The sequence below is a fragment of the Bacillus cereus group sp. MYBK245-2 genome, from assembly GCF_051916145.1.
Taxonomy (GTDB): Bacteria; Bacillota; Bacilli; order Bacillales; family Bacillaceae_G; genus Bacillus_A; species Bacillus_A pacificus.
Genome location: NZ_JBQAGB010000011.1, coordinates 172,249 through 187,642 on the forward strand (window position 1 = coordinate 172,249; position 15,394 = coordinate 187,642).

Sequence of the window (15,394 nt, forward strand, 5' to 3'; positions counted from 1 at the left end):
TACATGTTATTCCATGAGACTTTTATACAATTTCTTATAAGCCAGAGCTGATTTTTCCCAGCTATAATCTTCAGTCATTGCTTGTTTTACAAGCTGCTCCCATACCGGTTTATCCTGATAAAATTCAATTGCACGACGAACAGTGTGCAACATGTCATGTGCATTAAAGTTCGTGAAACTGAAACCATTTCCTTCTCCAGTTTCTTCGTCATAAGATTGTACCGTATCATTTAATCCGCCTGTCTCTCTTACAATTGGAATCGTACCGTACGCTAATGCGATAAGTTGTCCAAGTCCACATGGTTCAAACAATGATGGCATTAAGAATAAATCACTTCCCGCATATACTTGGTGGGCTAATTCTTCATTAAAGCCAATATACACTTTTACCTTCTCAGGATACTCATATGCCATCCACTCAAAGAATTTCTCATATTCCGAATCACCTGATCCTAAAATAATACATTGTACATCTTCTTCCATTATTTCACGGAATACAGTACGTACTAAATCAAGACCTTTTTGCTTCGTTAATCTCGTTACCATTGAAATAATCGGCGTTTCTTCTTTTTCTGGCAAACCAAAATAACGCTGCAACGCGCGTTTATTTTTACTCTTTTCATATAATGAATCTGCATCGTACTGAGCAGTAATATACGAATCCGTTTCTGGATTATACACGCTCGTATCAATTCCATTTACAATGCCGCTAAGCTTACCATTATATTTTCGCAACAATCCATCTAACTTCTCACCGAAAAATTCATATTGAATTTCTTCTTTATATGTCGGGCTAACCGCTGTAATTTGATCAGAAGCGATAATACCGCCTTTCATAAAGTTCACATTTCCATAAAACTCTAACTGCTCACTATGAAAATATTCATCACCAAGTTCTAGCAAGTCGTACATCACTTCAGGAGGAAATACACCTTGGAACTGCAAGTTATGAATTGTATATACTGTTTTAATATGCTCATATAATGGGTTATCTTGATACTTTTCACGTAGTAAGAAATTTACCATAGCTGTATGCCAATCATGGCTATGAAGAACATCCACTTCAAAGTCAAGATGAGGAATACACTCTAAAACTGCTTTCGAAAAATAAGAAAAACGCTCTCCGTCATCATAATGACCATACAGAGAATCCCTCTTAAAATAATATTCATTATCTATTAAGTAATACGTAATCCCGTCTTGCTCACCTTTTAAAATTCCGCAATATTGATTTCTCCACCCAAGCGGGACGTTAATTACTTTATGTAGCGTACATCCATCCCTTAATTTTTGCGGAATAAGACTATAATTCGGGAGTATAATACGAACTTCCACACCTAATTTTTTTAGCTCTTTTGGGAGCGCACCTGCTACATCAGCTAATCCTCCCGATTTAACAAATGGTACACATTCTGATACTGCAAATAAAATATTCACTTGTTGTCCCACTGCACGAAAAGCTTATACTACTTCCCTTGCAGCTTCCTCCCTTCGAGTTTTCATTTAAATTAAAACTTTAATCAGTGGAGGAAAAACCCCCACTGATTCCTTAAGAATAACTATTAATCGTACTGTTTTGCACGCTTCCTTTTTCTACAACGTATGGCTCATCGGCGTTTCCTTTTAGTACAACACCGTCACCAATTTTCACATCTTTATCAATAATAACACCGTCTATTATACAGTTATCTCCAATTTGGCTCTTTTGCATAATAATGCTATTACGAACAATTGAACCTTTCCCAATTTTAACAGAACGGGAGACAACACTATTTTCTACTTCACCTTCGATAATACTACCATTTGCAATCATTGTATTTTTCACGACTGCACCCTTTACATAACGAGTTGGTGGCTCATCTTTTACTTTCGTAAAGATTGGTGCTTCTTTCTTAAATAGTTGCTTCCAAATAGCAGGTTGCAAAATTTCTAAGCTATGTTTATAGTAGCTTTCAATTGAATCAATAATAGCTACATATCCTGTATGCTCATACGTAGCAATATGTAGTGATTTTCCGCGCTTTTCTCTCACTACATCGAATAAGCTATATTGCTCCACATCTTTATATGAATCGAATAAATCTAACAGTAATTGTTTCTTTAACACGTACGTTTGAAGCGAAACCCCTTCATGGCAAACTTCCGTAATATCAGCTGCCGTATGTATATGTCGCTCTAACACCGCTTGAAAATTCAATGCTGTTACGAGATGGCTATTCGTAATAACGACGTATTCTTCTCTAGCTCTTAGAAAATAATCAATATGTCTTCTAAAATGTGCAAAAGATCCAAATTCATCTTGATCACATTGGCAATTTGGCGGGAATAAAAACAGTCCGTCTCTTTTTCTATCTAAATCCCACTGTTTGCCTGAACCAACGTGGTCCATTAACGAGCGATTTTTATGACTTGTAAAAACCGCTACACTATGAATATTAGAATTCACCATATTTGAAAGCATGAAATCAATGAGTCGATAACGGCCCCCAAACGGTAACGCCGCTAGTGAACGATGCCCTGTTACTTTCTTTAAGGAAGGAAAACTTCCCGTTGCATTAATAATTCCTAACATTTTTTCTCCCATTCATTTCATCCCCCTTTTCTATTTCCCTTCAGCAATGAGTACTACATCGTCGACATTTTTTTCTGGACGAATAATTGTTCCATCTTCAATAACCATTTCTGATCCAACGATCGCTCTTTCAATCACAACATTTTTACCAATCTTCGCTCCCGGCATAACGACAGAATCAATAACCATACTACCTTCTTCCACCGTCACTCCTTGGAATAGTACAGAATGCTTCACGTCCCCTTCAATGACGCATCCTTCGTTAATAAGTGATTCTTCTACTTTTGCCTTTTCAGCGATATATTGAGGTGGTTCGTTTGGATTAACAGAATAAATACGCCAATTACGATCATTTAAATTCAGTGATGTTTCATCGCGAAGTAAATCCATATTCGCTTCCCATAAGCTTTTCACCGTTCCAACATCTTTCCAATACCCTTCAAACGGATACGCCATTAACTTCTTCCCTTCATCTAATAAAAGCGGAAGTACATCTTTTCCGAAATCATTACTAGATTCAGGGTTTCTTGCATCCATTTCTAAATACTCTTTCAAAATTGCCCAGTTAAAAATGTAAATTCCCATTGATGCAAGATTACTTCTTGGAAATTGCGGTTTCTCTTCAAATTCAACAATCTCCATCTCTTCGTTCGTATTCATAATACCGAAACGACTCGCCTCATCCCAAGGCACTTCAATAACAGAAATGGAAACGTCCGCTTCTTTCTCAATATGGTAATCTAGCATTTTACTGTAATCCATTTTATAAATATGGTCGCCTGATAAAATGAGAACATACTCTGGTTCATATTGACTTAAATAGTTTAAGTTTTGATAAATGGCACTTGCCGTACCTGTGTACCACTTCACACCTGAAGACTCCGCATAAGGAGGTAATACTGTGACTCCACCGCTTACTCGGTCTAAATCCCACGCATTGCCGATTCCGATATAATTATGAAGTTCGAGTGGTTGATATTGCGTTAAAATCCCAACCGTTTCAATACCAGAATTTGCGCAGTTACTTAGCGTAAAATCAATAATGCGATATTTACCACCAAATGGAACAGCTGGCTTGGCTAAATTTTTTGTTAATGCACTTAATCGACTACCTTTTCCCCCTGCTAGTAACATTGCTACGCACTTTTGTTTTTGAGCCATCTTGTTTTTTGCTCCCCTTTCTCGTCTTCACTGGTCGTAATATGGATACGCCAAATGGTGGAATTGTAATTTCTACATGTGCTGCTTGATTATGAAACGGCTCTTGAATCGCCTTCAGACGCTTCTTATTTACTTGCCCTGATCCGCCATATTGCTCAGCATCACTGTTTAAAACCTCGTTATAATACTCGAAATCTGGTACACCTACTTTATAGTTTTCATATGTAGCTTTCGTAAAATTACATACGACAACTAACGCATCTTCTTGTTTATCCCCTTGGCGGATAAAAGAGAAAATACTTTGCTCATTATTATTAGCATCAATCCACTGAAATCCTTCAGGCGAATGATCAAGCTGCCAAAGTGGTTTGGAGCGCTTATACAATGCTATGAGCTCTTTAAAGTAATCATGCATATAACGATGCATTTCAAAATCATGTAAATTCCAATCTAAATCTTCAAGGTCTTTCCACTCATCAAACTGCCCGAATTCTCCACCCATGAAAAGTAATTTCTTTCCTGGATGAGTAAAGAAATATCCATATAATAAACGAAGTTGAGCAAACTTATCCCAGTAGTCTCCTGGCATTTTATTTAATAACGACTTTTTCCCATGAACGACTTCATCATGAGAAAGCGGTAATATGAAATTTTCAGAGTAAGCATATAGTAAAGAGAACGTCATTTTCTCATGAATATATTTTCTGTACTCTGGCGCACACTCCATATACTTCAGCACGTCATTCATCCAGCCCATATTCCATTTGTAATTGAATCCAAGCCCACCTTCATACGTTGGAGCTGTTACAAGTGGCCAAGCTGTTGAATCCTCTGCTGTCATAAGGAAATCTTCATCCTCTGCAAATACCGCTTCATTTAACTCCCGTAAAAATGAAACAGCGTGCTCATTACTTTGCTCTTGTCCTTCTTTATTCCAGTACAGCATGTTTGCAACTGCATCCACCCTGAAACCATCAATGTGGAAATATCTCATCCAAAATAACGCATTTGAAATTAAGAAATTACGTACTTCCCTCTTTCCTAAATCAAAGTTAACAGTTCCCCATACTGGATTTTCTTGCACATCTTTATCTTTATATTCATAAGTCGGTGTCCCATCAAACAAATATAAACCGTGAGCATCTTTACAAAAATGCCCCGGCACCCAATCTAAAATGACACCGATTCCATATTTATGACATTCATCGACAAAATACATCAAATCATGTGGCGTGCCGAATCTACTCGTTGCGGCATAATATCCCGTTCCTTGATATCCCCAAGAACGATCATACGGATGCTCAACAAGGGGCATAATTTCAATATGTGTAAATTGATGTTCCACCACATAAGGAATGAGTTCTTCTGCCATTTCCCTGTAAGAATACAGCGTTCCATCTTCTTTCTTTTTCCAAGAACCGAAATGCAATTCATAAACTGTCATCGCTTCTTTATAAACCGATTTTTTCTTTTTCTTACGACTCCAGTTTTTATCATTCCATTCGTATCCCTTTATATCAAAAACTACAGATGCCGTATTCGGTCTTACTTCTGCATATACAGCATACGGATCTGCCTTAAAAATGACATCACCAGCCGTCGTTTCAATCGCATATTTATATATTTCTTTTTCTTCAATATGCGGTATAAATAAGGACCAAATTCCCTCTTCTGTCACTTGTAGCATCTTATGTTGCTCATAATCCCATTCATTAAAATCTCCAACAACACTCATTGCTTTCGCATGAGGAGCCCATACTGTAAATCGTACACCTCGCATCTCATCTTCCGTCACAATATGTGCGCCAAAGATGTTATAACTGTCATAGTACTTTTCTGTATGAAACTCATCTCGTTTCACTTCTTCACAATTTATTACACTCAATATGCTCACCTCACTAAGATGACAGAATTTTTTATACTTTACCAATTCTGCGAAAAACTGAAATATCCTTGTTAATTTATAAAAAACATACGTTTTTTTCTTAAAAATGTTGAATTTTTTTCACATTTCTATTTAAAATATCGAATTTTGACGAATATTCATTGAAAACGCTTCATTTTTTACTAGCTTTTCATCTTACTATTTATTTCTCAACATCTATTTTATTAGCTTTATCCCCTTTTTCATGCTATTTCCCACTTGAAATCGCAACAAAATAATCTACCATAAAAAAATGTTTCTCAACATTTTTCGTCACAATTTTATTGAAATGGAAAATTGATAAGCATATACTTGTTCTCAATAAAGAACAGAGACTTTTCGTAACTATAATTCATAGTGGACTACTATGTTTACTTATTTATCCTTGTTACGAACAGTCGCTATAAAAATTTAATTAGGGGGCTTTCTTATGTCATTAAAACAAAAGGTTGGAATGGGAGTTGTCACCGCAACGCTCGGCTTATCCCTTACATTCGGCGGTGTATTCGCCTACTTCAGTGATTCTGAAACATCTAGTAACTCATTTCAAGCTGGAACACTAGACCTTTCTATTAATCCCAGTGTAATCGTTGATGTGAAAGATTTAAAGCCAGGTGATTTTATTGAAAAGAATTTCACGCTTGAAAATAAAGGGTCATTGGATATTGCAAAAGTAGCACTTGAAACATCCTATGAAGTTACAGATGCAAAGAAAAATAATGATGGTGAAGATTTAGGCGATCACATCATCGTCAAATTTTTAGTGAATGATGGAAAACCATCTAATCCAAACGATGATCATGAAATTTTGTGGGAAACAAAACTATCACAATTAAAGACTATGAAACCTGAGGATGTGGCTACTTCTTTAGAACGTCATAACTTAATAGACGGTATTAAATCTGGTGAAACAGATTATTTACACGTGCTCTTCTCCTTTGAAGACAACGAACAAGATCAAAATAAATTCCAGGGTGATTCCTTACAGCTAAACTGGACATTCCATGCAGAGCAAACACCGGGCACAGATAAAGTGAAACTTTAATCAGTGGGGGTTTTCTTCATCCCCCACTGATTATCAGCCCTCACCAATCGGACTTTTATGAGCAGTTGATCCCCCACCTAACTTCTTTGCTTTCGCTGCATTTTAAGGTGGGGGTCTTACTGCCCATTAAAGTCGGAAAAATAATTTTTAAAATATAAATTATCGGAGGCTTATACATGAAAAAGAAAAATCGTTTTGTTACCGGAATTGTAACGGCTGGCGTTCTGTTTTCAACTGCCCTTCCGTTCAATGTACTTGCTGAAAATCCTATTAACCAAATTGACTCTTCAAACGCCCAGTCTTTACTATCAAAACTTTCTAAAGAACAACGTCAGGCATTACAAACGTTAGATGCCAACCCTGGTTTTACTATCTCGCCAGATATTAATACAAGTAGTTCCGAACCAGTAAATATCATTGTAGAATTTCAAACGGCTCCAGTAAAGATTAATGAATTAAAACAAAAAGAAAAAGGGTTACAAGCTGCTCCTGAAAATATAAAGGCACGTATTGATCAAGAACATGAGGAATTTCAAAAAGGACTAAAACGTCTTTATCAGTTCAGCCCATCAGTAAAGTCAGGGAATTTCCAGTCCGTACAAATTAAACGTTCTTATAAACATGCGATAAATGGGGTTGCGCTGACGTTACCTGCAAATACAGTGGAAGAATTGTTACGGATTGGCGTTGTAAAACGTATTTGGAAAGATTACGAAGTGAAATTAAATTTACCAAAACAAGCAAAGCAGAAAGCACCTCAAAAACTAACAGATAGCATTCCGCAAATTGGGGTCGATAAGTTACATAGCGAAGGCATTACCGGAAAAGGAATTAAAGTTGGTGTATTAGATACAGGTATTGATTACAATCATCCCGACCTAAAAGACGTGTATAAGGGCTATCGCGCAAAACCTGGCGAAGACTCTAGCAAGGTAGATCCAAACTCAGTAAAAGGTTGGGACTTTATTAATAACGATGCAGATCCGATGGAAACAACTTATACAGAGTGGCAACAATCTGGTGCTCCTGAATTTGATGATCGTGGCTCTTCCTTCTACACCGCGCATGGTACTCACGTAGCAGGTATCGTTTCTGCGCAAAAGAAAAACACATCAGATTCCGCAGTAAAAGGTGTTGCACCTGACATTGAACTGTATAACTATCGTGTACTCGGTCCATACGGAAGTGGAGATAGTTCTGGTATTATTGCTGCAATCGATAAATCTATTTCTGACGGCATGAATGTTATTAACTTATCGTTAGGTGACGATAGCAACAATCCACTTGATCCTACGTCTATCGCTGTCAATAACGCGATGCTTTCCGGTGTTGTTACAGTCGTTGCTGCTGGAAACTCTGGTCCAAATCCAGCGACACTCGGATCACCAGGTGCTTCTCCATTTGCGATTACGGTTGGCGCAAGTGATAGCTCTATTTCCTTACCGAAACTATCAGGTCATGCTGGACAATTACAATTTCCTAACCTAATTTTATTCGGCAAAAACTTTACTGATAAAATAGAAGATTTCAAGGGACAAACTTTACCTATTGAATCTGTAGGAATTGGTACGCCTGACGAGTTTAGTAAAAAAGATGTAAAAGGAAAAATCGCTCTCGTTGCACGTGGTACACTGTCATTTGATGAAAAAATTGCGAATGCAAAACAAGCTGGTGCAAAAGCCGTTATTATTTATAACAATGTGGACGGAGAAATTCCTTTCTACGTTGGCGAAAGTACAAAATACATTCCCGCATTCCGCCTAACGAAAGAAGACGGTGAAAAACTAAAAGCTCAAATCGAACAAGGTAATACATCCTTTACCTTTGACGAACTTAGTTATATTCAAACAGAAGGCGATCATCTTGCAGACTTTAGCTCACGCGGTCCTGTTACATCAAATGATGATATTAAACCAGATATTACAGCGCCTGGTGTTGCTGTACTTTCAACAGTACCTGAATATATTAACGACCCACAAGAGGGCGAAAATTATGATGTTTCCTATGAGCGTATGCAAGGAACATCTATGGCTTCTCCTCATATCGCGGGCGTTGCTGCTCTTATTTTACAAGAACACCCAGAATACTCTCCATTCGATGTAAAGACGTCTCTTATGAACACAGCTGATGATTTAAAAGAAAAGTATTCCGTATATGAAGTTGGAGCTGGACGAGTAGATGCGTACAACGCCGTTCATACGGAAACTAGTTTTAAAGTGCTAGATACAACAAAAACAGTTGTAAATGATGAAGTAATTGAAGTACCTGAAGAAACTGGATCCATTGCATTCGGGAAGTTCTATCAAAAAGACGGTGAATCTCTTGAACAAAAACGAAATATAAAAGTACAAAATCATAATAAACAAGAGAAAAAAGAATTTAAAACAGAAATTTCTTATACACCAGCATCTTCTTCTATTAACGACGCTACCGCAAACGGTGTAAAAGTTTCTGTTCCAGAAACAATTACTCTTGATGCTGGCAAATCAGATGAAATTGAAGCAAAAATTAATGTTCCAGCCGGTGTAAAACAAGGCCGATATGAAGGATATATTCATATTACAAATACGAAAAATAAAGAAGAAACGTACCAAATTCCGTTCTCTATTCGTGTATCAGAACCTGGTATTGAAAATGCAATATTATCAAGAAAAGCAATTTCAACTGATACATCTAAATTCAATCCATACCGTGAATCGTATTTGCACGGGGCGTTCCAATTAAACAGCGAACTTGAAACGTTAGATCTTATCGTGAAAGATTCCAAAACAAATAAAGCTCTCGGTTTCCTTGGTACATTAAACACTAGTGGATTAAAAACTGATGTGTATTACTACTTAGATTCATTCTTTAACGGCAGGGTGTATCCTTTTACAAATGATCCTGCAAAACCAATTGGTGATGAGAAAATCGACTTACCAGAAGGTGATTACACAATTGAGTTTGTTGGCTACGATAAAGACGGTAAAGCACGTGTGAAAGGGGATTATGTCGTAATTGATAATACACCGCCAGAAGTGAAATTAACTGGATTACAGCCTGGTATTTATGAATTAAATGAAGAGAACTATACAGTAGAAGACGGTAAAAAAGCACTATGGATTAAAGGAAATGTGTATGATTCGAACGTTGACTACTTAAAAGGAAAAGGATTAAACATTACGCAAGAAGCAAACGGAGTGATGTACTATGATTATTCTCCATACTTGCATAAGTTTTTACCTATTAATGCAAATGGTGACTTTAAAGTTGGCATTACTCCTGAATCCTTTAAAACTGAAGGTCCAATGAATACAGGCGTATATATTTTCGATTATGCAACTGCAGGAGCTGACTATCCGAGCGGTGTAAATAACTATTGGTTTATCCCGCAAGGAGCTCAATATGCGAAAACTAGTTATGATAAAAAAGAAGTATATAAAGGTGATGAATTCACTGTGACGCTAAACGCCAAACATGTGAAACAATTTGTTGCTGGGGAATTTAACGTAAAATTCCTAGAAAAGAACTTCAAATTTGCAAATGCGAAATTAAATCCTGCTTTTGAAAAGCTACTTTCCGAAAAAGGGGCGACCGCAAAAGTAAATGAACCGAAACTAGAAGAAGGTTCTGTTACAGTTGGCGGAGCTATCGATGACAAAAACTTCGCTGGATTAGATGGTGATTTCCCGTTCATTGATGTAACGTTCAAAGTAGAAAATGATGAGTTTTATGAAGCAAATGCTCAATTAGATTTATCAGTGTTCGCTTACTGGAAACAAGGTGAATCAGAGCCAAATAGAATGCGTGTCCTTCAAGATCAAACATTCTCAGTTATGTCTTTAAACTCACTAGTCGAAGGAAGTATTAAACCTGGTGCTTTCTTAAATGAACGCGGATATTTAGATGAAAAATTCGATTATACAAAGCTTGGCGTAAAAGTATATGCAACAGATTCTTACCGTCATAAGTTTGAAGGCTCACTTGATAAATACGGATCCTTCAAACTAAATGGACTTCCTGTTAATAAACGCGACTATAACTTATATGTAGAAGTACCAGGGCATTTAACAAGCCGACTAACAACGAAACTTGGTACTGAAAAAGACGGTAAGCTACTTGGCCAATATTATTATGCACGCTTTGATGAAAACCTTGCAGGTGATGTAAATGGCGATAAAGTAATTGATATAAAAGATGCTGAAATTATCGCTAACAACTACGGTAAAAAAGGACTATCTGTGAAAGACGGCGACCTTAACAAAGATGGTATTGTCGACGAAAAAGATATTCGCTTCGTTGAAAAGAATTTCTTGAAAAAAGGTCCAGATGCATCCAAATCACAAACACCTGTAGAAAAATCAAAAAGCGGTACACTGGCAGATATTTTAAAGAAATTAGGATTGACGCCTAAAAAATGATAATAATAAAGAGCACTCTACGCAAAGTAGAGTGCTCTTTTCTATAAACGACCCTGATCCAGCAAAAGGGGTATATTGGGGATATACAAGGGAAACCGGAAAAGGAATTTATATTCAATTATATATAAATCCAGAAGTAAGAAGTAGTTCCCCACTTCTGGATTATTTAGCAATTATTATAGTACTGGTGCCATTGTTTCTTTTAATACTTTTACAGAATGAGCGAATTTCGCTTTTTCATCCTCATTTAACTCAAGCTCTACGATTTCACGTACACCTTCACGGTTAATTACAGCTGGAACACCTACGTAAGCATCTTTCTCACCGTATTGACCTTCAAGGTATGCAGATACAGTTAATACGCTGTTCTCGTTGTTTAAGATTGCTTTAGTTACACGAAGTAGTGACATACCGATTCCGTAGTAAGTTGCACCTTTACGCTCGATAATATGGTAAGCCGCATCACGTACGTTTTCGAAGATTTTATCTAAGTCTTCTTGTTTGTACTGTGCGTTGTTAGCTAAAATTGTTTCTAGTTTTTGTACACCGATAGTAGCGTGACTCCATACTGGAAGTTCAGTGTCACCGTGTTCACCAACGATGTAAGCATGAACGTTACGTGGATCTACATCTAAGTAGTCACCTAACATGTAACGGAAACGAGCAGAGTCTAAAGTAGTACCAGAACCAATTACGCGCTCTTTTGGTAGACCAGATTCTTTCCAAGTTACGTAAGTTAAAATATCAACTGGGTTAGTTGCGATTAAGAAGATTCCATCGAATCCGCTATCCATAATACCGCGAACGATTTGTTTAAAGATCTTTGTATTTTTCTCAACTAAGTCTAAACGAGTTTCACCTGGCTTTTGTGGTAATCCAGCAGTGATAACTACTAAATCTGCATCTTTACAATCTGCATAGCTACCGCTCCAAACTTTTGTTGGTGATGGAGAGAATGGTACCGCATGGCTTAAGTCCATTGCTTCCCCTTCTGCTTTTGCTTCATTAACATCTACTAATACGAATTCTTCAGCTACACCTTGGTTGATCATTGAGTAAGCGTAACTACAACCTACAGCTCCTGTTCCTACTAATACTACACGATTGATACCTTTTTTCATGGTAATTTCCCCTCTCTATTGTTCACATATATTTTTTTATGATTGTTTAAGTAATTAATTAAAATACTAATTTAATGTTGTTTAACTTCTTTACACTCATATTGTAGCACGTATTATTGTGAATTACTTCACAAATTATGACCTATTTGTGAACTTTTTCACATAGAGTGTAAAGTTATTGGAATAGGTGTGGAATCCATTTCAATGGAGGCGTTTTCTTTAGATTGTGAACGTGATTTTCTTATGTTTTTGTCGGTAAGTGAAATTATATCGGCTATTTTTAGAATATATCGACTATAACTCCAAATATATCAGCGATTTTTGAAATTTATCGACCGTAACTCAAATTATATCGGCGATTTTTGCAATATATCGACTTACCGACAAAACTCGACAATAAAAGCTGTCTTCAGTAGATCATCTACTGAAGACAGCTTCTTCTATTTATACTATTTGTTTTCCGCGGTAGCACCTAATACAGCAATTCCAATATTAAAATAGAGAAATTAAACTTTTTCGCTTCTCCATTAAGACATCCTTTGGTTAAACGCCTATATTTCAATTTTTATTATTCAACGGTATCTAATAACTCTACAACTAATTCCTTAGGATCTTCCCAGCTATGAGATTTACCCGTTTATCCAAGTGCAGGAGGCTTTAGCATACGGCCGAGATAAAAATTCAATTTGAGTATGATTTGTTAAGTGAACATTCCTTCATACTCATACAGGTCAAGGTAAACAACATGATTATACTTACAGCTCTCTGTATTCCCAACTGTAACAGCGAATACTTCATCTTTCTTTTAATTCATAAAAAAAGCAGACTATCCAAAGTCCACTTTTACACAACAAAAAAGAGATAGCAGATTATGCTATCTCTTTTAGTATGACCCGTACGGGATTCGAACCCGTGTTACCGCCGTGAAAGGGCGGTGTCTTAACCACTTGACCAACGGGCCAATTACTGGCAGAGAAGAAGGGATTCGAACCCTCGCACCGCGTTCGCGATCTACTCCCTTAGCAGGGGAGCCCCTTGAGCCACTTGGGTACTTCTCTATAAATATGGCTCCGCAGGTAGGACTCGAACCTACGACCGATCGGTTAACAGCCGATAGCTCTACCACTGAGCTACTGCGGAACAATTATGGTGGGCCTAAATGGACTCGAACCATCGACCTCACGCTTATCAGGCGTGCGCTCTAACCAGCTGAGCTATAGGCCCATAATTGAAAAGCGGGTGAAGAGAATCGAACTCTCGACCAGAGCTTGGAAGGCTCTTGTTTTACCACTAAACTACACCCGCATTAAATTGTAAATGGTGAGCCATGAAGGACTCGAACCTTCGACCCTCTGATTAAAAGTCAGATGCTCTACCAACTGAGCTAATGGCTCATTTTGAAAGTGGTGCCGGCTAGAGGACTTGAACCCCCAACCTACTGATTACAAGTCAGTTGCTCTACCAATTGAGCTAAGCCGGCTTGCGACTTCAAAATGGTGGCTCGGGACGGAATCGAACCGCCGACACGAGGATTTTCAGTCCTCTGCTCTACCGACTGAGCTACCGAGCCTTTATGTAAAAATGGCGGTCCCGACCGGGGTCGAACCGGCGATCTCCTGCGTGACAGGCAGGCATGTTAACCACTACACCACGGGACCTTGGTTGCGGGGACAGGATTTGAACCTGCGACCTTCGGGTTATGAGCCCGACGAGCTACCAGACTGCTCCACCCCGCGACGATAAAATATTTACTTTAGAAAAAATGGAGGAGGTAGAGGGATTCGAACCCCCGCGCGACTCTCGCCGCCTGTCGGTTTTCAAGACCGATCCCTTCAGCCGAACTTGGGTATACCTCCGAGATATAAACTTCTAATGGTGGACCTTGTAGGACTCGAACCTACGACCGGACGGTTATGAGCCGTCTGCTCTAACCAGCTGAGCTAAAGGTCCTTTATGGTAGCGGCGGAGGGGATCGAACCCCCGACCTCACGGGTATGAACCGTACGCTCTAGCCAGCTGAGCTACACCGCCATAAATGATATTAAGATAAGTGGAGCCTAGCGGGATCGAACCGCTGACCTCCTGCGTGCAAGGCAGGCGCTCTCCCAGCTGAGCTAAGGCCCCATGTTTTTGGGAATATCGGGAAGACAGGATTTGAACCTGCGACCCCCTGGTCCCAAACCAGGTGCTCTACCAAGCTGAGCCACTTCCCGTTAATAAAAGCGCGCCCGAGAGGAGTCGAACCCCTAACCTCTTGATCCGTAGTCAAACGCTCTATCCAATTGAGCTACGGGCGCATATGGTGCCGAGGGCGGGGGTCGAACCCGCACGGTGGTCACCCACCGCAGGATTTTAAGTCCTGTGCGTCTGCCTGTTCCGCCACCCCGGCATGTCATATTGAAAATTGGAGCGGAAGACGGGATTCGAACCCGCGACCCCAACCTTGGCAAGGTTGTATTCTACCACTGAACTACTTCCGCAAGACATGTATGAGTTATTTAATTAAAAGTGCGGGTGAAGGGAGTCGAACCCCCACGCCAAAGGCGCCAGATCCTAAGTCTGGTGCGTCTGCCAATTCCGCCACACCCGCATATTAATTTATTTAAGAAAAATGGGGCGACTGATGGGAATCGAACCCACGAATGCCGGAGCCACAATCCGGTGCGTTAACCACTTCGCCACAACCGCCATAATTTCTGGTGCCGACTAGAGGACTTGAACCCCCAACCTACTGATTACAAGTCAGTTGCTCTACCAATTGAGCTAAGTCGGCTAAATGGTGGAGGATGACGGGATCGAACCGCCGACCCCCTGCTTGTAAGGCAGGTGCTCTCCCAGCTGAGCTAATCCTCCATTTGCCTGGCAACGTCCTACTCTCACAGGGACAAGGTCCCAACTACCATCGGCGCTAGAGAGCTTAACTTCCGTGTTCGGTATGGGAACGGGTGTGACCTCTCTGCCATCATTACCAGACTGTATTCATTTAAGACAAGAATTATTGTAACTCATTTAACTTTGAAAGTCAACAAGTTTTTTATATTCTTTCAAAACTAGATAACATTGCTACATATTATATGGTTAAGTCCTCGATCTATTAGTATTCGTCAGCTCCACATGTCACCATGCTTCCACCTCGAACCTATCAACCTGATCATCTTTCAGGGATCTTAC

7 protein-coding genes, 22 tRNA genes, 2 rRNA genes and 1 pseudogene are annotated in these 15,394 nt (G+C 38.9%); 3 read left to right on the top strand and 29 right to left on the bottom strand.

The window, feature by feature from the left end; genetic code table 11:
• Window positions 1-6: 6 nt before the first annotated feature.
• The 4 genes from glgA to glgB form a co-directional block, all read right to left on the bottom strand.
• Complete coding sequence (gene glgA, locus ACTFRN_RS18905) at window positions 7-1,437, bottom strand: glycogen synthase GlgA (RefSeq protein WP_002081130.1); 1,431 nt, start codon at window positions 1,435-1,437, stop codon at window positions 7-9.
• A 112-nt stretch (window positions 1,438-1,549) separates the two neighbouring features.
• The gene (glgD, locus tag ACTFRN_RS18910) at window positions 1,550-2,584 is read right to left on the bottom strand and encodes a glucose-1-phosphate adenylyltransferase subunit GlgD (protein WP_000504138.1); all 1,035 of its coding nucleotides are present in this window, start codon (window positions 2,582-2,584) and stop codon (window positions 1,550-1,552) included.
• 18 nt (window positions 2,585-2,602) lie between these two features.
• On the bottom strand, window positions 2,603-3,733 hold the full coding sequence (gene glgC / locus ACTFRN_RS18915; protein WP_000057613.1) for a glucose-1-phosphate adenylyltransferase: 1,131 nt from the start codon (window positions 3,731-3,733) through the stop codon (window positions 2,603-2,605).
• Window positions 3,681-5,618 carry a 1,4-alpha-glucan branching protein GlgB gene (gene glgB, locus ACTFRN_RS18920; RefSeq protein ID WP_000111368.1) on the bottom strand — a complete coding sequence of 646 codons (1,938 nt, stop codon included), beginning with the start codon at window positions 5,616-5,618 and terminating at the stop codon, window positions 3,681-3,683. Before glgB ends, glgC begins: the two co-directional genes overlap by 53 nt.
• A gap of 469 nt (window positions 5,619-6,087) precedes the next feature.
• On the opposite strand from glgB, the gene ACTFRN_RS18925 reads away from it, so the two are divergent.
• Both ACTFRN_RS18925 and ACTFRN_RS18930 read left to right on the top strand, forming a co-directional pair.
• Window positions 6,088-6,702 (top strand): CalY family protein, encoded by a 615-nt coding sequence (locus tag ACTFRN_RS18925; protein ID WP_000053952.1) that lies wholly within the window; start codon window positions 6,088-6,090, stop codon window positions 6,700-6,702.
• 176 nt (window positions 6,703-6,878) lie between these two features.
• Window positions 6,879-11,102 carry a S8 family serine peptidase gene (locus ACTFRN_RS18930; RefSeq protein WP_088106358.1) on the top strand — a complete coding sequence of 1,408 codons (4,224 nt, stop codon included), beginning with the start codon at window positions 6,879-6,881 and terminating at the stop codon, window positions 11,100-11,102.
• Window positions 11,103-11,278: 176 nt separating this feature from the next.
• On the opposite strand, the gene ACTFRN_RS18935 is transcribed toward ACTFRN_RS18930, so the two are convergent.
• Complete coding sequence (locus ACTFRN_RS18935) at window positions 11,279-12,223, bottom strand: L-lactate dehydrogenase (RefSeq protein WP_000715337.1); 945 nt, start codon at window positions 12,221-12,223, stop codon at window positions 11,279-11,281.
• A gap of 635 nt (window positions 12,224-12,858) precedes the next feature.
• Here ACTFRN_RS18935 and ACTFRN_RS18940 point away from each other — a divergent pair.
• Window positions 12,859-13,014 (top strand): annotated as a pseudogene (locus tag ACTFRN_RS18940) (IS4 family transposase); the annotation flags it as partial.
• Window positions 13,015-13,112: 98 nt separating this feature from the next.
• Here ACTFRN_RS18940 and ACTFRN_RS18945 read toward each other — a convergent pair.
• From ACTFRN_RS18945 to ACTFRN_RS19060, 24 genes are all read right to left on the bottom strand, one after another.
• Window positions 13,113-13,184 (bottom strand) — tRNA-Glu (locus ACTFRN_RS18945).
• 6 nt (window positions 13,185-13,190) lie between these two features.
• Window positions 13,191-13,281, bottom strand: a tRNA-Ser gene (locus ACTFRN_RS18950).
• Between the two features lie 7 nt (window positions 13,282-13,288).
• Window positions 13,289-13,363: transfer RNA gene (locus tag ACTFRN_RS18955), tRNA-Asn, on the bottom strand.
• Window positions 13,364-13,370: 7 nt separating this feature from the next.
• Window positions 13,371-13,447, bottom strand: a tRNA-Ile gene (locus tag ACTFRN_RS18960).
• 10 nt (window positions 13,448-13,457) lie between these two features.
• Window positions 13,458-13,528, bottom strand: a tRNA-Gly gene (locus tag ACTFRN_RS18965).
• A 13-nt stretch (window positions 13,529-13,541) separates the two neighbouring features.
• Window positions 13,542-13,617, bottom strand: a tRNA-Lys gene (locus ACTFRN_RS18970).
• Between the two features lie 10 nt (window positions 13,618-13,627).
• Window positions 13,628-13,703 (bottom strand) — tRNA-Thr (locus ACTFRN_RS18975).
• Window positions 13,704-13,717: 14 nt separating this feature from the next.
• Window positions 13,718-13,793 (bottom strand) — tRNA-Phe (locus tag ACTFRN_RS18980).
• 12 nt (window positions 13,794-13,805) lie between these two features.
• Window positions 13,806-13,881: transfer RNA gene (locus ACTFRN_RS18985), tRNA-Asp, on the bottom strand.
• A gap of 1 nt (window position 13,882) precedes the next feature.
• A tRNA-Met gene (locus ACTFRN_RS18990) sits at window positions 13,883-13,959 on the bottom strand.
• A gap of 27 nt (window positions 13,960-13,986) precedes the next feature.
• A tRNA-Ser gene (locus ACTFRN_RS18995) sits at window positions 13,987-14,079 on the bottom strand.
• Window positions 14,080-14,096: 17 nt separating this feature from the next.
• Window positions 14,097-14,173 (bottom strand) — tRNA-Ile (locus tag ACTFRN_RS19000).
• Between the two features lie 4 nt (window positions 14,174-14,177).
• Window positions 14,178-14,254, bottom strand: a tRNA-Met gene (locus ACTFRN_RS19005).
• 20 nt (window positions 14,255-14,274) lie between these two features.
• Window positions 14,275-14,347, bottom strand: a tRNA-Ala gene (locus ACTFRN_RS19010).
• 15 nt (window positions 14,348-14,362) lie between these two features.
• Window positions 14,363-14,436 (bottom strand) — tRNA-Pro (locus tag ACTFRN_RS19015).
• Between the two features lie 10 nt (window positions 14,437-14,446).
• Window positions 14,447-14,520 (bottom strand) — tRNA-Arg (locus ACTFRN_RS19020).
• A 3-nt stretch (window positions 14,521-14,523) separates the two neighbouring features.
• A tRNA-Leu gene (locus ACTFRN_RS19025) sits at window positions 14,524-14,612 on the bottom strand.
• 16 nt (window positions 14,613-14,628) lie between these two features.
• Window positions 14,629-14,703, bottom strand: a tRNA-Gly gene (locus tag ACTFRN_RS19030).
• Window positions 14,704-14,732: 29 nt separating this feature from the next.
• Window positions 14,733-14,813: transfer RNA gene (locus ACTFRN_RS19035), tRNA-Leu, on the bottom strand.
• Between the two features lie 22 nt (window positions 14,814-14,835).
• Window positions 14,836-14,911 (bottom strand) — tRNA-His (locus ACTFRN_RS19040).
• Between the two features lie 9 nt (window positions 14,912-14,920).
• A tRNA-Thr gene (locus ACTFRN_RS19045) sits at window positions 14,921-14,996 on the bottom strand.
• A 4-nt stretch (window positions 14,997-15,000) separates the two neighbouring features.
• Window positions 15,001-15,076 (bottom strand) — tRNA-Val (locus tag ACTFRN_RS19050).
• Window positions 15,077-15,080: 4 nt separating this feature from the next.
• Window positions 15,081-15,196, bottom strand: a 5S ribosomal RNA gene (rrf, locus tag ACTFRN_RS19055).
• A gap of 101 nt (window positions 15,197-15,297) precedes the next feature.
• Window positions 15,298-15,394: ribosomal RNA gene (locus tag ACTFRN_RS19060) — 23S ribosomal RNA — on the bottom strand; the annotation flags it as partial.

What these genes read in the sequence shown, in the direction of transcription:
- glgD (WP_000504138.1), bottom strand. Translation starts at nt 2,584, where the DNA reads ATGGGAGAAAAAATGTTAGGAATTATTAATGCAACGGGAAGTTTTCCT.
- glgC (WP_000057613.1), bottom strand. Translation starts at nt 3,733, where the DNA reads ATGGCTCAAAAACAAAAGTGCGTAGCAATGTTACTAGCAGGGGGAAAA.
- ACTFRN_RS18925 (WP_000053952.1), top strand. Translation starts at nt 6,088, where the DNA reads ATGTCATTAAAACAAAAGGTTGGAATGGGAGTTGTCACCGCAACGCTC.
- ACTFRN_RS18930 (WP_088106358.1), top strand. Translation starts at nt 6,879, where the DNA reads ATGAAAAAGAAAAATCGTTTTGTTACCGGAATTGTAACGGCTGGCGTT.
- ACTFRN_RS18935 (WP_000715337.1), bottom strand. Translation starts at nt 12,223, where the DNA reads ATGAAAAAAGGTATCAATCGTGTAGTATTAGTAGGAACAGGAGCTGTA.